Origin of the sequence: Paenibacillus sp. LjRoot153 (assembly GCF_964253085.1) — a bacterium.
Classification (GTDB): domain Bacteria; phylum Bacillota; class Bacilli; order Paenibacillales; family NBRC-103111; genus Paenibacillus_E.
On the sequence record NZ_CAXUQH020000001.1, the window covers coordinates 7,394,365 to 7,413,687 of the forward strand.

Sequence of the window (19,323 nt, forward strand, 5' to 3'; positions counted from 1 at the left end):
GCCAGAACGGGGCTTTTCAGGAACTAACGGACACCATAGCCGTTAAATGGCTCTAGCAAGCCGATAGTTGCCTGATTTCAGGCAAATAAGAGCAGCTGTGTCCGTTAGCCTATCTGAACAATTAAATACAACCTAATAGCATCTGCCCTGTCCGTTAGCAGCCTGCTTGCTGGCTACTACTAGACTACTGATGCTACTAGGTTGCTGATACTACTACGTAAATAGCAAAAGCCCCCAAGCAAGTAAAGCAACCACCACTAAGATCGTATCCACTCTCTGCCACTCCAACGTGTTCTTCCGTAGCAGCAACGTTGTACCGTCGATTTGTTTCATCTCCATCGCGACGGTCATTTGTTCCGCTTTGTGGAACATGCCTAGTAATAGTGGAACTACCAGTGCAGGGATGTCACGCACGCGAACACTACCTGGGCGGACTGAGGCTTTACCTCGTGCTCGTACAATGGCTGAGAATTGCTGCCATTCCCGCAGAATCAGCGGGATGAAGCGGAAAACAAACGAAACCGCCAAGGAGAAGGATGCCACGGGCAGCTTCACCTTGTACAAATATTTCAATGCCCAGTTAAGCCCCTGCACGAGCTGACCGTACGGGGTCGACATGGCAAGCCAGTAGCCTGCCAACAAGACAACAAATAAGCGTACCAGTAAGAAGGTGGTGCTCCAGCCATTGTCAACGGAGTAGCCGAGCGGTGAGAATTCGATCCCCGCCAGCGCTACGGAAAAGATCAGGAAAATCGCATAGGACCATGCGATTTTGCGGATCCCGCGCAACACACTGCGCGGGAGGCCGAGAAAAGCGCAGCCGACAAGCGCCGCGGCCACCGCGAGGCTGCCCCACCCCTGCTGCCCCATCGTGCCGATGGCGAGCAGCAGGTAGAGCAGCCACTTCGCGCGCGGGTCCAGCCCCAGCCACCCCGCCTGCGGCGCGGGTGGCCCAGACAGCAGCGGCTTCGCCAGCTGCTGCTCTACCGCCACGCTTGCTTCGCGCGTGGCAGCTGACGGCGCCGCTTCCGCAGGCGCCGAAGCGCTGGCGCTGCTGCCTTCGCGCAGCGCAGCCAAGATCGCCGCCGCGGCAAGCGCTGGCGTGAGCTGATCCGGCGCGATGGCGATGCCAACGCGCGCCAGCTCTTGCGAGGCCTCCGCGCTGCTCGGGAGGCCCACCCCGGCGCGCGCCAGCACCTCGGGCGCGCGGCAGAGCTCTTGCGGCGAGCCGTCGAAGACGAGCTCGCCATGGTCTAGAACGAGGACACGGTCCGCTAGCGGAAAGAACGTGTCCAGGTCATGTGTGGCGACGACGAGTCCGCCACGGGTTCGCGCGCGCAGCATGCGCAGCAGCTCGCGGACGGCGGCCGCCTCGAGGCCTGCAGTTGGCTCATCCATGAGGAGCCAATCCGGCGCCGTGGCGAAGGTCGTCGCCAGCGCGAGCCGGCGCTGCTCGCCGCCGCTGAGCGCGAAGGGCGAGCGATCCATGGCGAAGACGCCATGGGGATCGAGCGCATGAGTCGCCTCGCGGATGCGGCGATCCCGCTCTTCCGCAGGTAGCTTGTACGGCCGGAGCGAGTAGGCGAATTCTTGGCGTATGCTCCTCGCGAACAGCTGCTGCTCGGGGAATTGGAACGTTAACCCGAAGCGAAGCAGCAGTTTCGAATCAGCCTTGTTATTCTTCAGCCAAATCGGCTGCTCATCCAGCGTAATCGATCCAGCCTGCGGCTTAAGTAGACCCGACATCACTTGCAGCAGCGTAGATTTTCCTGACCCTGCATGCCCGATAAGCAACGTCATGGAACCTTCTTCTAGGGTAAAGCTTATATCCTGGAGCAGTGTCACCTCAGGTGACTCGGGGGCTGTAACCTCTATTCCCTTCAAGGCTATCGACATGAAATCACCTCTGCCAATTCTTCCATGTTCAGCGGAAGAGGGTGTAAAGTGAGTCCCTGTTCTAGCAGATGCATCGCCGTTTGAATCACAAAGGGCGGATCAAAACCAAGTTCCACACAAGGCGATGATTTCTCGAATTTCTTGATTTTCTCAAATTTCTCTGATTTCTCCCCAACTTCCCCATAAAAGAACTTCCGCGGCTCCCCATCAAAGGTAATCCTTCCCGCTCCAAAACCGATCACACGAGTCGCATCCGCCACCTCTTCCAGCCGATGTGAAATCCAAACAATCGTCGTTCCACCTTGATGCGCCTGGCGCACAGCTTCGCGAACTTCTTTGCGAGAAGCAGGGTCCAGCATCGCTGTCGGTTCATCCAAAAGCAGAATTTCTGGACTTGTTGCGAGTGCGGCAGCGAGGTTTACCAACTGTTTCTGCCCCCCAGATAAGGTAGCCATTGTACGCTCCGGCGAAAGTGACAAGCCTACCGCAGCTAAAACTTCCGCATACCAACTCCTGCGTCCCTCGGCCGTTAATTGCTGCGCTTGCGGTAAGAAGTCTAGTTCCTCCGCTATCGTTTCCCCTATGAATTGGGCTTCCGGCAATTGGAGAACGCCTCTTGTCATCGAAGTCACATCGTCCGTTCTACGCTGAACTTGCCCTTCCGACAATGGGTTCATACCTAGCAGCACACTAGCAAGTGTACTTTTCCCGCTCCCATTAGGCCCCACAACAGCAACCCACTCACCTCTATGAATGTCTAGCGAGACACCTGACCATACGCGTCGCCCTTCTCCCGATTCCATTCGATAGACGATCGAAGCATTCTTTAATGACACTAATTTCTCTCTTGTACGCATATGTAAAAAAGTTCCTTTCACTTTTCTAGCAGTTGTGCTATCATCTGTATTGTCAACTTTGTTGTAAACCAATCGGTTGACAATAGATTAACAATACCAGAAACAGGAGTGGTCAACAATATGAAACTTACGCTACGTGGTGTTATTTTCAGTGCTTTATTTGCAGCTATTCTCGTGTTATTCAGCTTCTTCAAAATCTCAGTTGGCACAGAAGTACCCATTACCCTTCAAACATTAGCTGTTATGCTCGCTGGAGGTTTACTAGGCGCGCGCTACGGATTTCTAAGTATGGCCCTTGTCGTTGTACTTACTGCCGTTGGTTTCCCACTCCTTCATGGCAGTGGTGGTCTAGGTGTTGTCCTCGGACCTACTGGTGGCTTTATTATGATTTGGCCTATCTCCGCGATGCTCATTGGTTTTATTTTACCTCGTATTCGTTTAAATGGCATCATGGGCTATGTCGCTGCGTTTCTTGTTCTTGAAGTTTTCGGTTCCCTGTTTCTTTATTTGGCCGGCGTACCGTGGTTAATGTATAAGGTGCCTTCCTACACACTAGCAAAAGCACTTGCCCAAGGCTGCTATCCATTCCTTCCTGGAGATGCGATTAAAGCGTTCGTAGCTGCACTTATCATTGCGCCCGTTCGCCAAGTCTTCCCTCCACAGCGTCTTACCGGTTCATCTTCACACAGTATCGTGAAAACTGAGAATTCGCAGGATGCGTTGATTCACTAATCACTCTTAATCGGCCTAGTACCTTACCTCATATTCGTCAAACAATTAAGAGCCACCCTCAAAGTAGCTGATCTACTTGAGGATGGCTCTTTCATTTGGGTCTTTACGTGGATATAAGCTACTTTCCAGCAGCATATTCAGCCGATATCTTCTTAAATACCTCATAGCTGCGATTGGCACATTCCGAAATCGCGATCGGATGGAACCCTGTCACCTCTGCGTATAACGTATCGTTAAGCGGCTCGGCCCACGAGGCCGGAAGTTTGTCAGCCCCTAGCTTCGCACCCATAATCGATCCAACGGTAGCGCCGTTACAATCGGTATCCCAACCACCTAGAACCGATGTCGTAACAGCTAGCTCAAAATCGTCCTTAGCAAAGATCAGCGACGCAGCAACTAAGGCTGCATTATTGTTCGTATGCACACAATGATAGTGCTCGAACGCATTCCAAATCCGCTCGACTAAATCTAATTGATCAACCGCACTGCGTGCAATGTCTACCGCTTGTCGAATATCATGAGCCAGTCGGCTATCTTGAGGAATTTCACTAAGTCCAATTTCCACAATGCGTTCATTATCAGTTTCGTTAAAAGCCGCTGCAATCATGGCAGCCACAAACATTTCCCCGTAAATACCGTTCTTCACATGGGAAAAGGAAGCATCCCGCCATGCTAATTCAGCTGCAAGCTCTGGATTTCCCGCGGCACCGTAAGCAAAGCCATCGGCTCTGATTTGAGCGCCAATCCACTCCCGATACGGATTTAACCATGTTCGTACCCATTCACTCTTCTGTGCCCAGTCCTCTGTTTTTTCACCTTGCATATGCGAGGTCACCTGGGCGAAATTCAAATAAGACTGCGTCTCCGCTGTACATACTTGCTGGTAGCTAAGATATTTATGCCACAGCTTGCCAATATCCCAGCTATCAAAATTCAATCCTTTTTCCTCTAAAAGAATCAAACCTAACACGGTATAACGGATATCATCGTCGGTTTCCATAAACTGAATGTTTTCTTTCCAGCTTTTCTTGCACCAGTCATTCACTTTCAAATCATACTCGGCTGACGCTCGTGAAGTCCCTGGTGTATAGCCGCTAATTGGCCAAGCATCTGCGCCCTTGAACCATAGCTCAATATTCTTCCATCCGTCTCTTCCACCACTGCCATACATAAATTGACCATTCTCAAACGGTTTACCTAATGCACACCCGATACTTCGGCCGAGCCACGCACCTTGAAATTGATTGAGCCATGCAGCTTCTGATTTATCCGCCGGTAATTGCCGTGGCCCTTCGGGCCGAGTCGCACGAATGCCAGGCAAGTCGGAAGGCTCTTGATAGGGAAAGTCTGCACGAATTTCAAGCGCCATCAACTGCTGGTACACAGCCATTAGCTTCGCGTCATCATCTTCAGCTTCAGCCCACTTGTCTAGAAATCCGCTGACATCGCAGCCTTCTTCTCCCCTTTGTTTGATTTCAGCATGTACAATTCCCTTTAAATGCTCCCAGCCAGCCATCGTAAAACCACCTTTTATGTAAGATTTTAAGCTGATTATACGAATTTGGCCTCAGCGAATCTTCTCAATTTCTTTCACACTTCTCAAAATAATTGCTTGACGCCAAATTGTTTACGATATTCCTGAGGGGATAGTCCGGCATCCAAGTTAAAGGCGCGATAGAAGGAGGCCAAGCTCTGAAACCCACTGGAAAAGCTAACGTCTGCGATACTATCCAGGCTCGTGACAAGCTGTTTCTTCGCTTCGCTAATCCGTAGCTGTGTCATATAAGCAATAAAGGAGATGCCTGTATGCTCCTTAAAAAGGCGGCTTGTCCGCGCGGTGCTCCAGCCTAGATGCTCAGCAACGTCGGTAAGTTGAAGGGGCTCTTGATACCGTTCTTTCACAAAAAGCATCACTTCTTTGATCTCGCGCTGCGAATTGGACATATGCTTCCATTGCTCATTGCTGAAGGCACTCCTGTAATGCCGCAGCAAAATAACACCCAACTCTAGCAATTTGCAACGCGAAATCGTGAGATACCCCTCCGCTTTCGCGTTAAGCTCCTCATAAATCTGTTGAATAAGGACGCCGATTTGCCCCGCAAGCGGTGTTCCAGCCCCAATATGATTCTCAAATCTCTCAGACCGATAGGCAAATGGCAGCAATAATTTTTCATCTTCTTCAAGGAAGAGGCTCGGATCAAAATTCAAAAAAATATATCGGCTTGGATCATGCTGCGCGGATTGAGCAATATGAAGCTCCGTATTATTAACAATAAAGACATCGCCTTTGCGAACTTCGTAAAGCTTATTTTCAAAAATAAATTGCCCTCGCCCTCCCAGGCAATAGCCAATTTCCAAGCTAGAATGGAAATGAAGAGGCTGTGGATACGGTTTTGGACACCAAAGATACGCATTAATTGGAATGAGATTGTCATACTCTATCTTCTGCTTCAATTGGTTTCAGTCCACCTTCGAAATTAAGATAGCTTTATATTACCACTAGCCAAAATGTTATGAAAAAAATTTTACGAAATTGTAATGTCTCGCCCCTCATTTTTATGCGATTGTTATGCGCGAATTAGTAAGCTTAGTCCTGTAGACAACAGCGCAACAAACAAATCCAATCCACTTGAGGAGTGTTTCTCGATGAAAAATAATAAAAAAGTTCTAGCCGCTCTCACGATTTCAGCAACTGTCGGACTATCCGCCATTCTTCCTTACCATGCCCTAGCAGCCAATCCATTCACGGATTCCGCAAGTGTTGCACAAATCCAGACTGCAATTGAGCAACTAGCTCAGCAGCAGGTGCTGTCCGGTTATGAGAACAATACCTTCAAACCTAATCAAGCCGTCACACGCAGTGAGATTGCCAAAATGGTAGCCCTCTCTTTCCACGTAAACACGGCTGTGGATACAACGACAGCTAATCCTTTTCAAGATGTAACATCACAAGATTGGTACTATAACTACGCCATTTCCTTACAGGCACTAGGTGCTATGAATAGTGTGTCCGGCCAACAATTCGCCGGGGCGCAAACGATCACTGCCGAGCAGTTGAGCAGTATCATTGCATCGGTGCTTAAAGTAGACACTGCAACGATTCGTCAGTTGCCAAGCTACGCATCACTCAGCAGCCAAGTAACACGCGGTCAAGCTGCCTTGCTTCTGGTTGAAGCTCAGAAAGTAGCTCCTGTTCGTGTGACAAAGCTTGAAGTTTTGAATGCAATTTCCCTGCAGGTGACCTTCTCAGCACCGATTCCTACTGCAGAATTAGAGCTGGATCCAGCGTCCAAAAACTTTGTTTTTGACAATGGCCTTGCCATCAATAACGTGCCGCGCCTGAAAACAGGCTCTGTATCCACGTATATTGTACCGGTTCCAACACAGAAAGCAGGCACGACGTACTCGCTGACGTATAAAGGTCAACCTGCCGTTACTTTCACAGCTAGCACAGAGAAAATCCGTTTGGATTCCACTGCTCAGGTTGCCAATGACCTATTTGAAGTAGAATCCCATCTAACTGATGGTGTAGCGGATTATGGTTATGTCATCGCGGCTTACAGCAAGGGCCGTCCAGGTTCATTTATCGTTGATGCATGGAATCGTTACAACGGTACGACCTACCAAATCCTATCTTCCATGCGCAATCGCCAAGTTCAAATCACCCCTGAGGGTGGAGCAACGATGACGGCTAATTACTTGCCATTCACGCAAGCAACAGATGGTCGCCAAGCGCCTAAGTTCATTTTGCCTAACGGAGAGAAATTCCACCCTGGTGTAAAATATACGGTTTCCGCCGACTGGGCGACGCTGAAGAACCCTACTTTTACGGCAAAAGAAATCGCTCCGCTCCAGCTTCAATCCGCTGCCGCGGTTGATGCGAAGACGATTGCAGTCACACTAACGCAAGATCCGAAGGATGAAATCTTCGTTTCACGCCGCGTAACCCTAACTGCTGCCGATGGCACAGTTCTGACTGCTGAATACAGCTTGACGACACGCAAAGGTGCCGTTGGTACGTTCACGCTTTTGAATAATGCTGGGCTGGCTCCAGATACAACGTACTCAGTTGCGCCAGTGGGTGCATGGGCTACGGCAACAGGAGTCACTTTAAACTTGAAAAAGTAAATGTAACTTTACAATCGAATGACAAAAAGATAAGGAAGATGACCTGCAATCAGGTTCTCTTCCTTACCTTCGTTTGCTAAACTTATCCACAGATACTGTATTCTTAGCTTCATATACTCTAAATCAAGAGGTGACCATCTATATGGTATTCACAAATAGATCCCTATTCGCACGCTTAACACCGCTCACACTGCTTCTTGTCTTAGTTGGCTGTAGCAGCCAACAGTCGCCTCCAGTCAACAGCCTCAACCCGACAAAGTCAACAACACCATCACCTACCGCTGCTGCAACACAAACACCAACGACAAGTTCGTTACCTGCGACAGTGAGCCCTTCGCCTTCAGCGGCTACGGCTACAACTCTCATGGTGACGCATTCGAAAAGTGACTATATGTCCTTCCTTGATCCCGCTTCAGGCCGTATGGAGAAACTTGTCGTAGGTAAGGCCCCATTTGCCATCGCAGAGGGTCCGAATCATCGCGCTTATGTGTCGACAGCCGAAGGGGTAGCCGTTATTGATACGAAGCTCCGTAAACGGATCGCTCTTGTCCCCTACCAGGCCAATGTCGGTAAACCACGCTTTGGTGAATATCGCTCGGGTGGCATGGGGATTGCGGTATCGCCAAATGGTAAATTCACATATGTCGGTGTGTATCTCGACGCCGGTAAAAGTCAGCTTGAGATCCTGGATACAGAAAAGCTCGCAATGACGGGGCATGTTCCTGTTGGCATTCGACCATTTGATGTTGTGACTAGCTTAGATGGCCGTGAAGTATACAGTATCGACCACGACGGGTACACGGTGACGGCTGTCGATCCTTTTAACCTAAAAGGTCGCACATTAGAGGCTGCTCCCTTCGGTAAAGGCGGCTTCGAGAAGCCGCATTACGCCGCAGTTCGAGCTGACGGCCGCTTACTTTTGCCTTACCAAGGCCGCGGTCTTGTGGTGCTTGACCCGAAGAGCGGCAGCTACACAACTGAACCCTTGACGGGCAACACACATCAGGAGGGTGTTACGCTTACCCCGGACGGCAAGCAGCTACTGATCGTTGGTATTGGTTCAGCTGGCAGCGCCACAGGCAAGCCTAATTTGACTATACTCGATGTGAACACCTATACAGAGAAAGTCCTTCCGTTAATCCGCATGCACCAAATGGTCGCCAGCAGCGCCGATGGTCGCTATGCCTATCTTACAGGGGGCGTCACTTATGCCGATACCGGCTGGAATGGGATGACGGTGGTTGACCTGTCAGCAGGTACGACACGCGAATTCGAACTGCCCGATTACCCGCTTGATGTGCAGCTTCTGACGAATAAATAGTCTCAGCTGATATATTTCAATACGTTCTTGCTGTTAATTATGCTGGCTCGAATATCTTTCGCGAATGGCTTCTTCAGTTCGTGGGACAAGAAAATCTACAAACATTGCCGCGTTTGATTGCACTTCCTCGATGAATGGACGGAAACTCTTATTGTATTCTTGGAACGCAAGTTCAAAATCTCCATGGCTTTTTTGGAAGGCATCAGCCAGGGCTGCCGCCCCATCTATGGCCAGTGATCCACCCATGCCAGCAGCCGGAGAGGCGCAGTATCCAGCATCACCGACTAGTGCTACCCTGCCTTTTGTCCATGACGTCATTTTCATTTGGCAAAGTTTGTCAAAGTAAAAAGTTTTCGAGTTCTTCACTTCTTCCAGCAATTCTGGCGTTCGCCAGCCTAGTCCGGAAAACTGATTCAAAATTATTTTCCGCTGCTGTTCTTCGTTTCGGTAATCGTAAGGGATTTCCTTATCCGAAGAAAAGCAGAGGACAATATCGGTTTTATTGTTGTAGGTGTTGAGCATGACCCCTTTGCCCGGCTCATTGTACATCTGTGTCGTATTCTCCCGGATCAACAACTTATCCACGATCGTGATAGAGAAATAAGTTTTAAGAAAATGCGAAAATTCCGCTTCCTCGCCGAAGCACAATTTTCTGACGACCGAATGAATACCATCACAGCCGAATACCAGGTCATACGAGCGCCTTTCTCCCCCTTTGAAAGCTACGTCGACGCCGCCATTACTTCCTTCCTTCAACGACGTTATGCTATCGCCGAAAATAAACTCGACATCATCTTTGACAGTCTCGAACATGATATTCAGCAATACATCTCGCTCGATTTCATATTCATCTTCTGCGAGCTGCTCACGCAATTCCAATCTTTCAGTGACATCATCGGAATTTTTAAATTCCGTCACTTCCATGTCTATTTTGTTCGACTGGATCTGCTCGAGCAGCCCCATACGTTTCACGATCTCGACGGTATTTTCGCGGATATTTACAGGTGTGCCGCCTTTTTTGAGACCTTCGGCGATCTCAACAACGGTTACGTTGTAACCCAACTGCTTCATCCAGTAGGCTGTTGAGAGGCCGGCGAAACTCGCTCCGCTAACTAAGATATTTTTTTTCATATTCGTTCCTCCCGGGATGTTTGTATTTGTGTGCATAGCATACAATAACTTTTTAAACTGCATATAAACGACTAGTTTTTTAGAAAAAACCATACAGAAATGATTCAAATATATCTTAGGGGAATGGAAATAGCCTAAAATCATCTGATTTTAGGCAAGAAAATGCTTCATAAGTTCTACATGTTAAGAACCGCTTTCATAGCTTGTACGTTAGATATCGTCTTCACTAATCCCCCTTCGCCATATAACCAACACCAGGGTAGGTCACAATCAGCTCCTGCCCCTCGGTGTGGGCCTTCAGCTTTTGCCGAATCCGCGCGATGGTAACACGTAAATACTCGACCTCATCGCGATATTCGCTTCCCCAAATTTCGCTCAACAACTGCTCATGCGTCATTACTTTGCCTTCATGCTGCAACAGTAGAACGAACAGATTATACTCCGTCTCGGTGAATTTCACTTCCGCTCCACTCAGTCGAATACGTCGCTGAGCTAGATTGACGTTAACAGGTCCAACGGTTAATTCACTGACGGTAGATGGTGCTGGCATGCGTCCATCCAAGCGGCGCAACACGGCATTGACTCTGGCAAATAGCTCGTCCAACGAGAATGGCTTGGTTAAATAATCATCTGCCCCGAGATTTAACCCCTGTACTTTATCCGCACCATTGCTCCTTGCTGTTAGCATAATGACAGGCACACTTGAATAGGTGCGCAGCTTTCGCAGTACTTCGAAGCCATCCATCCCCGGCATCATTAGATCCAGCAAAATTAAGTCTGGATCGACGGCTTCTGCCTTCTCCAGCGCCTCGGCCCCGCTTTGACAGGCCACCGTTTCGAAACCTAAGGATTTCAAATTCGCCGCGATAAAACGAATAATTTTGGGCTCATCGTCAACGATCATGATTTTCTTTGCGCTCATGCTAGTTCATCTCCCCCATTAAACCGTGGAATCGTTAGTAGGAATCGGCTACCCTCACCAAGCTGGCTCTCGACCTGAATGGCTCCGCCATGGGCTTCCATAATTCCTTTACAAATCGCCAGACCAAGTCCTGTTCCCCCGGTTTGGCGGCTAGATGACACATCTACACGATAAAAGCGATCAAATAATTTAGCCAAATGCTCTTCGGCAATGCCGATTCCATTATCCTGTACGTAAACGTAGACATACTCCTCATCCGCGTGCGTGGTCACCCTAATGAGCGGTTCCCGCTCGTTATATCGAACCGCATTTATAAACAAGTTCAAAAATACCTGCTCCATACGGAGCTTATCTGCAAAAACAAGAGGTGTATATGCAGGCAGCTCAACCTCGAACTGAAGCCGAGCAGCGCTGATATCTTCAGGCAGTCTATGTCTAGCACTTTCGATCACGGCGGCTAGCTTCAACGGCTGCGGATGAATGCCCATTGCACCTGATTCGATTTTGGATATATCCAGCCACTCATCGATAAGATCTTGGATACGGCCTATATCCTCATGAATGCCTTCAAGCAGCTCCAGCTTAAAGTCCTCATCCCAGTGCGCATCCCTGCGCAGCAATGTTTCCACACCACCGCGGATACTCGTGATCGGAGTTTTGAATTCATGCGATGCGAGTGAGATGAGATCGTTCTTAAGCGCGTCGATTTCATGCTCCTTCGTTCTGTCACGCCACACATAACCGCGGCCAAACACCCGCCCCTCCCGCGCAACCTGAAACGCGGATACCATCATAAAGCGTGGCTTGCCTTGCTCTGTTTTCACCGTTAAAGCGCTCTGCACCCTCGGTTCCGCCGTCAACTTACGCAACTGTAGCTCGTCCTGATCGTCAGGCAATAGCTCAGCTATCCGTTCAAATAAATCAGCTTCTCGCATATGGGCCAATTCCCCCATCGGAATCGCAAAGCTTTCCGCCATCTGATGATTGGCATACAGCACGTTATGCTGCACATCAATAAGCACAATCGCATCTGACATGCTTTCTAGGACGGCATTCAACGTCGCATGCTCGTCCTGCAATCGCTGTGTTCGCTCCTCCACGCGATGTTCAAGCTCGCTATTCAATTGCAGCAAGGCGCGTTGGTTTTCCTTGATCTGCGCTGCCATGCGGAAGAAATGCTCAGCAAGCTGATGCAGCTCCGAGGGCGCTCCGCGCGGTACGACCTTCTGGTCAGGCTGTGCGAACGAACCTCCAGCTAATCGCTGTGTATACCCAACTAAGGCATGGATCGTACCGTTCAATCTTTTAGCCAATAGACTGCCTAACAGCACAGTTAAGATAAGCGTGAACACTAACAACAGCAGCGTGATCCGTAAAGATTCGTTGAATGCTGCATTGACAGCTGCTGTCGACCTGCTTACCCATACAATGAGATTCAAATCAGGAATCAGCTTAAAAGTAATGAGCTCTTTATGTGAAGAGGTGCCTAATGTATAGGTACCTTCGCCTTGTTTTTGCCTTTTAGCATCTGCTACGACTGGCTCCTTCGATAAATCCGCCATGGATTCCGTCAACGCTGCATTCGGATGATAAATCGGCTTGCCCGCATGATCCAGCACGACAGGATAGGCTTCTGTCCCATAATCGTATTTCGTAACGAGCGTCTTAATTGGCGCTAATTCTAGAACAGCCAACACGAAGCCGTCCACTTGTTTACTGCCTTTGTATATCGGTACGGTAATTGCTATAGCTGGTTGGTTTAAGCTCTCAGGACCTTTAAATAACGAAGATATTATCGCTTTCTGTCCAGCCTTCACACGTGCTGTATAGTCACGATCATTAACATCCGTTCCAATCAGATCCGTCGACATCTGGTGTGTTGCTTTGATTGTCCCTTTATCGTCCACCACATAAATGCCTGTGAATCCCTCCAGATTCTCTTGCAACGACTGCAGCTTCAAAGTCAGACTCTCCCGGGTTCGAAAAGCCGCATCCGAAGCCGAGATCGTAGCCGCTAAGGTTTCAACGGCATTGCGATGATAGAACATATAAGCTTCTACCGCGTCTCCGAGACGATACGTCGTTTGGCGCTGGTTTTGATTCGTTTCCTGTGTAATATGCTTGATTTGAGAAACCTGGAAACCGCCTAGAATCAGGATTGGTATCAAGGCCATTAGGGCGAAGGTAATCGTTAGATGTGATCTCATGGAATAATGCTTCAATAGGAAAATACCCCGCTCTCTATCTCAAGCTTCTGCTTAGCTTTCCAACTTATTTTACCACTGACAAATTTGTAATGAAAATGAAATCTAACTTTCATGTTGTTTTAATGTAACTTGCCTATAATAAAGACCAACCCCCCTTTAAAATATATAAACTTAGACCCACAGCCCGTTGCTGCGGGTCATTTTTTTACCACCATAGTTGTCCCTCCATTATCGGTATAATGGGCATAAAAAAAGATGACCCCTGTGCATTACGCAATACAGGAATCATCTATTGTTGGTCTCCTAGACATAAACAACTCTTTTTTCAAGTGTCCTTGACAAAAAAGGGTCCAGATCAATTGATCTTTTGGGAAGCCCCTTTTTTATGGCTTGAACGCCAGCAATGCCTCTCTAACCTCGGCCGCCGTGTCCATCTCCAAAATCCTTTCTGTTAAAGCCTCGCAATCGCTGCGGTTCAAATCCGTAATCACTTTCTTCACCTTGGAAAGCGATGAAGCAGCCATGCTCCATTCATGCAGACCTAAGCCGAGCAAAAGCGGTGCGGCAAGGGGATCTCCGGCCATGCTTCCGCACATTCCGGTCCATTTGCCAACATCGCCAGAAGCATCAATGACTGTCTTGATCAGACGAATGACGGCAGGATGGAAGTAATCGTATAAATAAGCTACCTTCTCATTCATACGATCGACGGCAACCGTGTACTGCACAAGATCGTTCGTCCCGATGCTGAAGAAGTCTACTTCCTTGGCAAATCTGGAAGCGAGCAATGCTGCTGACGGAATTTCAATCATAATCCCCAACTCGACAGAATCCGCATAAGAGATTCCTTCTGTGCTTAGCTGTTCACGCACCTGCTCATATATTTCTTTCGCCTGACGCCATTCTTCCATGCCCGAAATCATCGGAAACATGATTTTCACATCGCCGTGAACCCCTGCCCGCAAAATAGCACGAAGCTGAGTAATAAGCAGTTCCTTGCGGTCTAGACAAAGTCGAATGGCTCGGTAGCCAAGAAAGGGATTCATTTCCTTCGGCAAATCCAGATAAGGAAGCTCCTTATCGCCCCCAATATCGAGCGTACGAATAATAACAGGACGCCCCTTCATTGCTTCTGCTACTTGCCGGTAAGCCTTATACTGGGTTTCCTCGTCAGGCATCTGAGATTGTCCCATAAATAAAAACTCAGTACGGTACAGTCCTACCGCTTCAGCCCCTTGGCTCAGCAGGCTTACCGATTCTTCCACCGTACCGATGTTTGCTGCCAGTTCGACACGGAAGCCGTCTTTCGTAACAGCGTCCCGATCAACATAGGCTTGCAGCTCAGCCTTTTCGGCTTCATCCCGCTGCATAAGAGCGTGGTAGGATTCTTTGGTTGATACCAATGGGTTTAAGATGCAGTTTCCAGTCGAGCCATCAATAAGAAGCTCATCTCCATGCTGAATCTGATCAACCCCATCCCCCAATCCCAGGATCGCAGCAATCCCTAATGAATTGGCCAAAATAGCCGTGTGGGAAGTCTTGCCGCCGATACGGGTGACAAACCCAAGCACCAAATTTTTGTCCAACTGAACCGTATCCGAAGGTGTCAAATCATCCGCTACGAGAATGACAGGCTCCCCGATATCGGAAAGCTGTGTTCCTTTGCGTTCACATAATTGAGCGAACATCCGGTTTCCTACATCACGAACATCTGCCGCGCGCTCCCGCATATATTCATTCTTCATGCTTTCGAACAGAGCAGCAACCTGCGTGACCACTTGATGTATCGCACTTTCCGCTGTCAACTGTACGCCTACTATTAATTTTTCCATGGGTGGATAAAAGGTTGGATCTTGCAAAAAGCTGATCTGCCCTTTCAGAATCACAGCCTTTTCTTCCCCAAGTGTACGCTGCGCCTTTTCAATCAGAACTTGCAGTTCAGCTTCGCACGCAGTTTTGGCTTTGCGAAGCCGTTCAACCTCGGTATCGGTATCTTGCGTTTTCTTTTTCTCTACGTCCGTTAGCCGCACTGGTGCGTACACGAATGCTTTACCAGTGCGAATGCCGGCAGATACCCCTAGACCTTTCAATACTCTCTCCGTCATGCTAGCATCTCCTATCCCTCAAGCTGCTATAAACAGCTCTTATACTTCTCCAAAGCCGCTTTCCACTAATTCAGCCAAAGCATCCAGCGCCGCTTGTTCATCCGGTCCTTCTGTTGTCAGTTTAATAACTGAGCCTTTCTCCAGCCCTAACGTCATAAGACCAAGAATGCTTTTTCCGTCTATCATCGCGTTATTAGGTTCATTGTAATATTCAATCTTTACTGTTGATTGAAAAGATCCCGCTTTTTCCGTAAACAGTTGGGCAGGACGAATATGAAAGCCGGAATCGTTCCGGATCGTAAGTTCTTTTGAAATCATTGTTGTCTTCTCCTCTTAGATGGTTTGTAGAATCGTTATTAATTGCTGCGCTTCAGTCACTTTCAATAAGCTTTCGCGGAATTCCTCATGAATCAACTTACGGGAAAGAGCGATCAAAATTTGCAGATGCTCATTGCCTGCAGCAGCCTCCGGCACAGCAATCATGAAGACAATGCGAACAGGCTGTTCATCTAGAGATTTCCAATCAAGAGGCTCAGTCAACTTAGCAAAAGCAACGCCCGGTTTGCTAACTCCATTCGACTTTCCGTGAGGGATAGCGACACCGAAGCCTATACCTGTCGAACCTGTCTCTTCCCGCTTCAAGACCGCCTCTAGGTATGCTGCTTTATCCGAAATACAGCCAGCGGCTGCAAGTCCGTCGATCATGGATTTCATACATTCTTCTTTACTTGTTGCCTCCAAAGGGATCAAAATGCTTTGTTCATTCAGCAGTTCTTGAATATTCATAATCGTATCCTCCCTAAAAGTAAAGGGGGAAGAGATTCCCCCTGCGTGATTAGCTTTAAGTAAAATTTTAGTCTTTTACAGGCTTCTTCAATATATTCAGCATGATAGCTGTAACAACGGTCCCTGCTACGATAGCAAGAGCATACATACCCAAGTGGCTGACCGCATTCGGGATCGGCAGGACGAAAATTCCTCCATGAGGTGCGCGTAAAGTAGCACCAAACAACATGGATAGAGCGCCTGTTAAAGCGGAGCCGACCATGATCGAAGGGATCACGCGGAACGGATCGCCTGCGGCAAACGGAATGGCACCTTCCGTGATAAATGAAATTCCTAGAACAGAAGCCGCTTTACCGGCATCCCGCTCTTCCTTCGTAAATTTCTTTGGAGCCAGTATCGTTGCCAGCCACAGACCAAGCGGAGGTGTCATACCGGCAGCCATTACTGCTGCCATCGGACCGTATACACTGCTGGCCAATAACCCTACCGCGAACGTATACGCCGCTTTATTCACAGGGCCGCCCATATCGAAGGCCATCATCGCTCCCAATAGAAGACCGAGCAATACAGCATTCGTGGATCCTAGCGATTTGAGCCATACCGTCAAACCATCCATAATTGCTTTTACGGGTTCGCCAATGACATAGATCATTAAAAGTCCAGTAATTCCAGTAGCCAGTAAAGGAATAATTAGAATAGGTTTCAAGCCTTCAAAATTCTTTGGCATCTTGATATAATCTTTCAACAGCTTCGCTACATAACCTGCGAGGAATCCGGCAATGATTCCACCAAGGAAACCTGCACCGATTTTTGAAGCGAGCATCCCGCCAACAAGCCCAGGTGCCAAGCCTGGCTTTTCCGCAATCGAGAAAGCGATGAATCCCGCTAAGATCGGTACCATTAGTGCAAAAGCTGCTCCGCCGCCGATGTCCATTAAAGCAGCAGCAAATGTACCCTGTTCTTTAAATGCTTCAATTCCGAAAATGAAAGAAAGTGCAATGAGCAATCCGCCAGCAACAACCAAAGGAAGCATGTTTGAAACACCTGTCATCAGATGCTTATAGGCTCCGGTTCGTGAAGCGCTGCGCTGAGATTTCGACTGCTCTACTTGTTTCAGATAATCATCCGCAGAGGCCGCTTCTTTATTTAAAGCTTCATCGAGAAGTCCTGCCGGATTTTTGATCGCCTGCGCCACAGGGACTTTAACAACCGGCTTTCCAGCGAAACGGGATTCTAATACATCCGTGTCCGCAGCTACAATAATGGCATGAGCTTCGGCAATTTCCTGCTCGGTAAATTCATTTTCTACACCAACGGCTCCTCTGGTTTCTACTTTAATCGTAATACCCTTTTCTCTAGCTGCTTTTGCTAAGGATTCAGCAGCCATGTACGTATGAGCAACACCGGTTGGACAAGCTGTAACCGCAAGAATCTTTTTCATAGACGCCCCCGCCTTCAATTCGAATTAGTTGTTTTTGGTATTGACCATATGTTCACACTGCCTAGTTTTTGTTCAACTTCAGCAAGCGTACAAACTTGTGTTCCTGGCTTTAAAGCCGTTACGGTTCCTGCAGCCGAGCTCCACCTCGCAGCTTCTTCCAGCGACATGCCATGCAGCATGCAATAAATGAGCGCGGCTACCATGGAGTCTCCAGCCCCCACTGTACTTAGGGGCGTAATTGGATCAGGTTTGGCGCGAATGGCCTCCGTCTCCGTTATAAGAATCGATCCCTCTCCACCTAAAGAAACGGCCACGTAAGCAATTCCTTTAACGATTAATCTTCTTGCCGCATCGATAATCTCTTCATCCGTCTGGAAAGACTCTCCGAAGAACGACTCCAGCTCATGAATGTTAGGCTTAATCGCGTAGGGAACAGCCTCAATCCCATGGACGAAAGGCTCGCCATCGGCATCCAATACGGTCCGAACACCTGCCTCATTAGCTATCTGGATAAGTGTCTTATAGAAATCACTAGGTATTCCCTTTGGCAAACTGCCCCCCAGGACAACCAAGGAAACGTGGCGAACATCTGTTCTGAATCGATTAAGAAATTGACCTAACACGTCATCGTCTACCGTGAATCCTGGCTCATTCAACTCTGTTGTTTCCCGGGTATATTCCACATACAACTTCAGGTTCGTTCTCGTTTCACCCTTAGCCTGAACAAACCAGTTCGGGATGCCTAGGCTCGTAAGTGTATCCGTGAGCACATTCCCCTGACGTCCTGCACATAAGCCCCAAGCTGACACCTCAACGGAAAAATTCTTAAGAACTTTGGCAACATTGATACCCTTTCCTCCAGCATCCATTCGCCATTCTTTAATTCGGTTCAATCCGCCAAGAACAAAATCTTCCACCGTTACTGTTTTGTCCAAGGCTGGATTCAGTGTAATTGTTAAGACAGGCTTCATGACTTCCTCCCATCCGTCTGTACGATGGTAACAGTAATCCCAGCCGTATCCAGCTCTTTCAATGCATTGTCCGATATACCATCATCCGTCAACAGTTGGTCAATCTCGGATAATGCCGCAACCTTAGCAAAAGATACTCGTCCGTATTTGCTGTGATCCATGAGTAAAATCACTTGCTTGGTTGAACGGAAGAAAGCCCTTTTGGTCGAAGCCTCCAACATATTCGGCGTTGTCAATCCAATGACAGGATCTAGACCATTGATCGCCACGAAGGCCTTATCAACATGTACGGATTCCAGCGCTTTCTCCGCTAACGGACCTACCATTGCCAACGTTTCATGACGTAAGGTACCGCCTGTAAGAATCAAATCGATTCCTGTGTTGGCAGACAATTCTTGAGCCACCGCAACGGAATTGGTTACAACCGTAAGCTTTTTGAATGTTTTCAATTCCTTAGCTAAATAATAAGTTGTAGTTCCCGAATCGAGTATGATGGAATCGCCTTCTCGAACCATAGAAGCGGCTTCTTTGGCAATCAGTTCCTTTTGTAAACGATAGCGATCTTCTTTTTCTACAAAAGTTGGCTCTGAATTATCACTGACAAAAGCAACTGCTCCTCCATGCGTACGGCGAAGCTTGCCTTCTTCCTCAAGGATCTTTAAATCTCTGCGGACCGTTGATTCAGACACCTGAAAATGCTGGGCCAGTTCCTGAACGGACGCACGCTCTCTTTCTTGAACATAATCGGCAATCTTATGCTGACGTTCTTCTTCAAACAGTATCATGATCCCCTCCTATCCCAATAATAAATTGCGCATATACAGTC

Annotated in this window: 16 protein-coding genes; 3 read left to right on the plus strand and 13 right to left on the minus strand. The window is 48.4% G+C overall.

Going from position 1 to position 19,323, the window contains the following annotated elements; translation table 11 throughout:
• Positions 1-213: 213 nt before the first annotated feature.
• A complete protein-coding gene (locus ACSQ8P_RS31995) occupies positions 214-1,896 on the minus strand; it encodes an ATP-binding cassette domain-containing protein (protein WP_436238873.1) in 1,683 nt (560 codons plus the stop codon).
• On the minus strand, positions 1,887-2,753 hold the full coding sequence (locus ACSQ8P_RS32000; RefSeq protein WP_436238874.1) for an energy-coupling factor ABC transporter ATP-binding protein: 867 nt from the start codon (positions 2,751-2,753) through the stop codon (positions 1,887-1,889). The genes ACSQ8P_RS31995 and ACSQ8P_RS32000 overlap by 10 nt, the downstream gene beginning before the upstream one ends.
• A 120-nt stretch (positions 2,754-2,873) precedes the next feature.
• On the opposite strand from ACSQ8P_RS32000, the gene ACSQ8P_RS32005 reads away from it, so the two are divergent.
• Positions 2,874-3,485, plus strand: a complete 612-nt coding sequence (locus ACSQ8P_RS32005; RefSeq protein WP_436238875.1) for a biotin transporter BioY — start codon at positions 2,874-2,876, stop codon at positions 3,483-3,485.
• Between the two features lie 118 nt (positions 3,486-3,603).
• On the opposite strand, the gene ACSQ8P_RS32010 is transcribed toward ACSQ8P_RS32005, so the two are convergent.
• A complete protein-coding gene (locus ACSQ8P_RS32010) occupies positions 3,604-5,001 on the minus strand; it encodes an ADP-ribosylglycohydrolase family protein (RefSeq protein ID WP_436238876.1) in 1,398 nt (465 codons plus the stop codon).
• Positions 5,002-5,084: 83 nt separating this feature from the next.
• Positions 5,085-5,939: a helix-turn-helix domain-containing protein gene (locus ACSQ8P_RS32015; RefSeq protein WP_436238877.1), complete on the minus strand. Its 855-nt coding sequence runs from the start codon at positions 5,937-5,939 to the stop codon at positions 5,085-5,087.
• A gap of 192 nt (positions 5,940-6,131) precedes the next feature.
• Between ACSQ8P_RS32015 and ACSQ8P_RS32020 the strand changes: the two genes are divergently transcribed.
• Positions 6,132-7,613 carry an S-layer homology domain-containing protein gene (locus ACSQ8P_RS32020; RefSeq protein ID WP_436238878.1) on the plus strand — a complete coding sequence of 494 codons (1,482 nt, stop codon included), beginning with the start codon at positions 6,132-6,134 and terminating at the stop codon, positions 7,611-7,613.
• A 142-nt stretch (positions 7,614-7,755) separates the two neighbouring features.
• Positions 7,756-8,934 carry a YncE family protein gene (locus tag ACSQ8P_RS32025; RefSeq protein WP_436238879.1) on the plus strand — a complete coding sequence of 393 codons (1,179 nt, stop codon included), beginning with the start codon at positions 7,756-7,758 and terminating at the stop codon, positions 8,932-8,934.
• Between the two features lie 33 nt (positions 8,935-8,967).
• Here the strand turns inward: ACSQ8P_RS32025 and ACSQ8P_RS32030 are convergent, their stop codons facing one another.
• The 9 genes from ACSQ8P_RS32030 to ACSQ8P_RS32070 form a co-directional block, all read right to left on the minus strand.
• On the minus strand, positions 8,968-10,065 hold the full coding sequence (locus ACSQ8P_RS32030) for an FAD-dependent monooxygenase (protein WP_436238880.1): 1,098 nt from the start codon (positions 10,063-10,065) through the stop codon (positions 8,968-8,970).
• Between the two features lie 226 nt (positions 10,066-10,291).
• Positions 10,292-10,987: a response regulator transcription factor gene (locus tag ACSQ8P_RS32035; protein ID WP_436238881.1), complete on the minus strand. Its 696-nt coding sequence runs from the start codon at positions 10,985-10,987 to the stop codon at positions 10,292-10,294.
• Positions 10,984-13,194: a sensor histidine kinase gene (locus ACSQ8P_RS32040; protein WP_436238882.1), complete on the minus strand. Its 2,211-nt coding sequence runs from the start codon at positions 13,192-13,194 to the stop codon at positions 10,984-10,986. Before ACSQ8P_RS32040 ends, ACSQ8P_RS32035 begins: the two co-directional genes overlap by 4 nt.
• Before the next feature lie 383 nt (positions 13,195-13,577).
• The gene (ptsP, locus tag ACSQ8P_RS32045; RefSeq protein WP_436238883.1) at positions 13,578-15,299 is read right to left on the minus strand and encodes a phosphoenolpyruvate--protein phosphotransferase; all 1,722 of its coding nucleotides are present in this window, start codon (positions 15,297-15,299) and stop codon (positions 13,578-13,580) included.
• A 39-nt stretch (positions 15,300-15,338) separates the two neighbouring features.
• Positions 15,339-15,617 (minus strand): HPr family phosphocarrier protein, encoded by a 279-nt coding sequence (locus ACSQ8P_RS32050; protein ID WP_436238884.1) that lies wholly within the window; start codon positions 15,615-15,617, stop codon positions 15,339-15,341.
• Between the two features lie 15 nt (positions 15,618-15,632).
• Positions 15,633-16,085, minus strand: a complete 453-nt coding sequence (locus tag ACSQ8P_RS32055) for a PTS sugar transporter subunit IIA (protein WP_436238885.1) — start codon at positions 16,083-16,085, stop codon at positions 15,633-15,635.
• A gap of 67 nt (positions 16,086-16,152) precedes the next feature.
• Positions 16,153-17,526 carry a PTS fructose transporter subunit IIC gene (locus ACSQ8P_RS32060; RefSeq protein ID WP_436238886.1) on the minus strand — a complete coding sequence of 458 codons (1,374 nt, stop codon included), beginning with the start codon at positions 17,524-17,526 and terminating at the stop codon, positions 16,153-16,155.
• 14 nt (positions 17,527-17,540) lie between these two features.
• Positions 17,541-18,497, minus strand: coding sequence for a 1-phosphofructokinase (gene pfkB, locus ACSQ8P_RS32065; RefSeq protein ID WP_436238887.1), 957 nt, complete (start codon positions 18,495-18,497; stop codon positions 17,541-17,543).
• On the minus strand, positions 18,494-19,282 hold the full coding sequence (locus ACSQ8P_RS32070) for a DeoR/GlpR family DNA-binding transcription regulator (RefSeq protein ID WP_436238888.1): 789 nt from the start codon (positions 19,280-19,282) through the stop codon (positions 18,494-18,496). Before ACSQ8P_RS32070 ends, pfkB begins: the two co-directional genes overlap by 4 nt.
• Positions 19,283-19,323 lie beyond the last annotated feature (41 nt).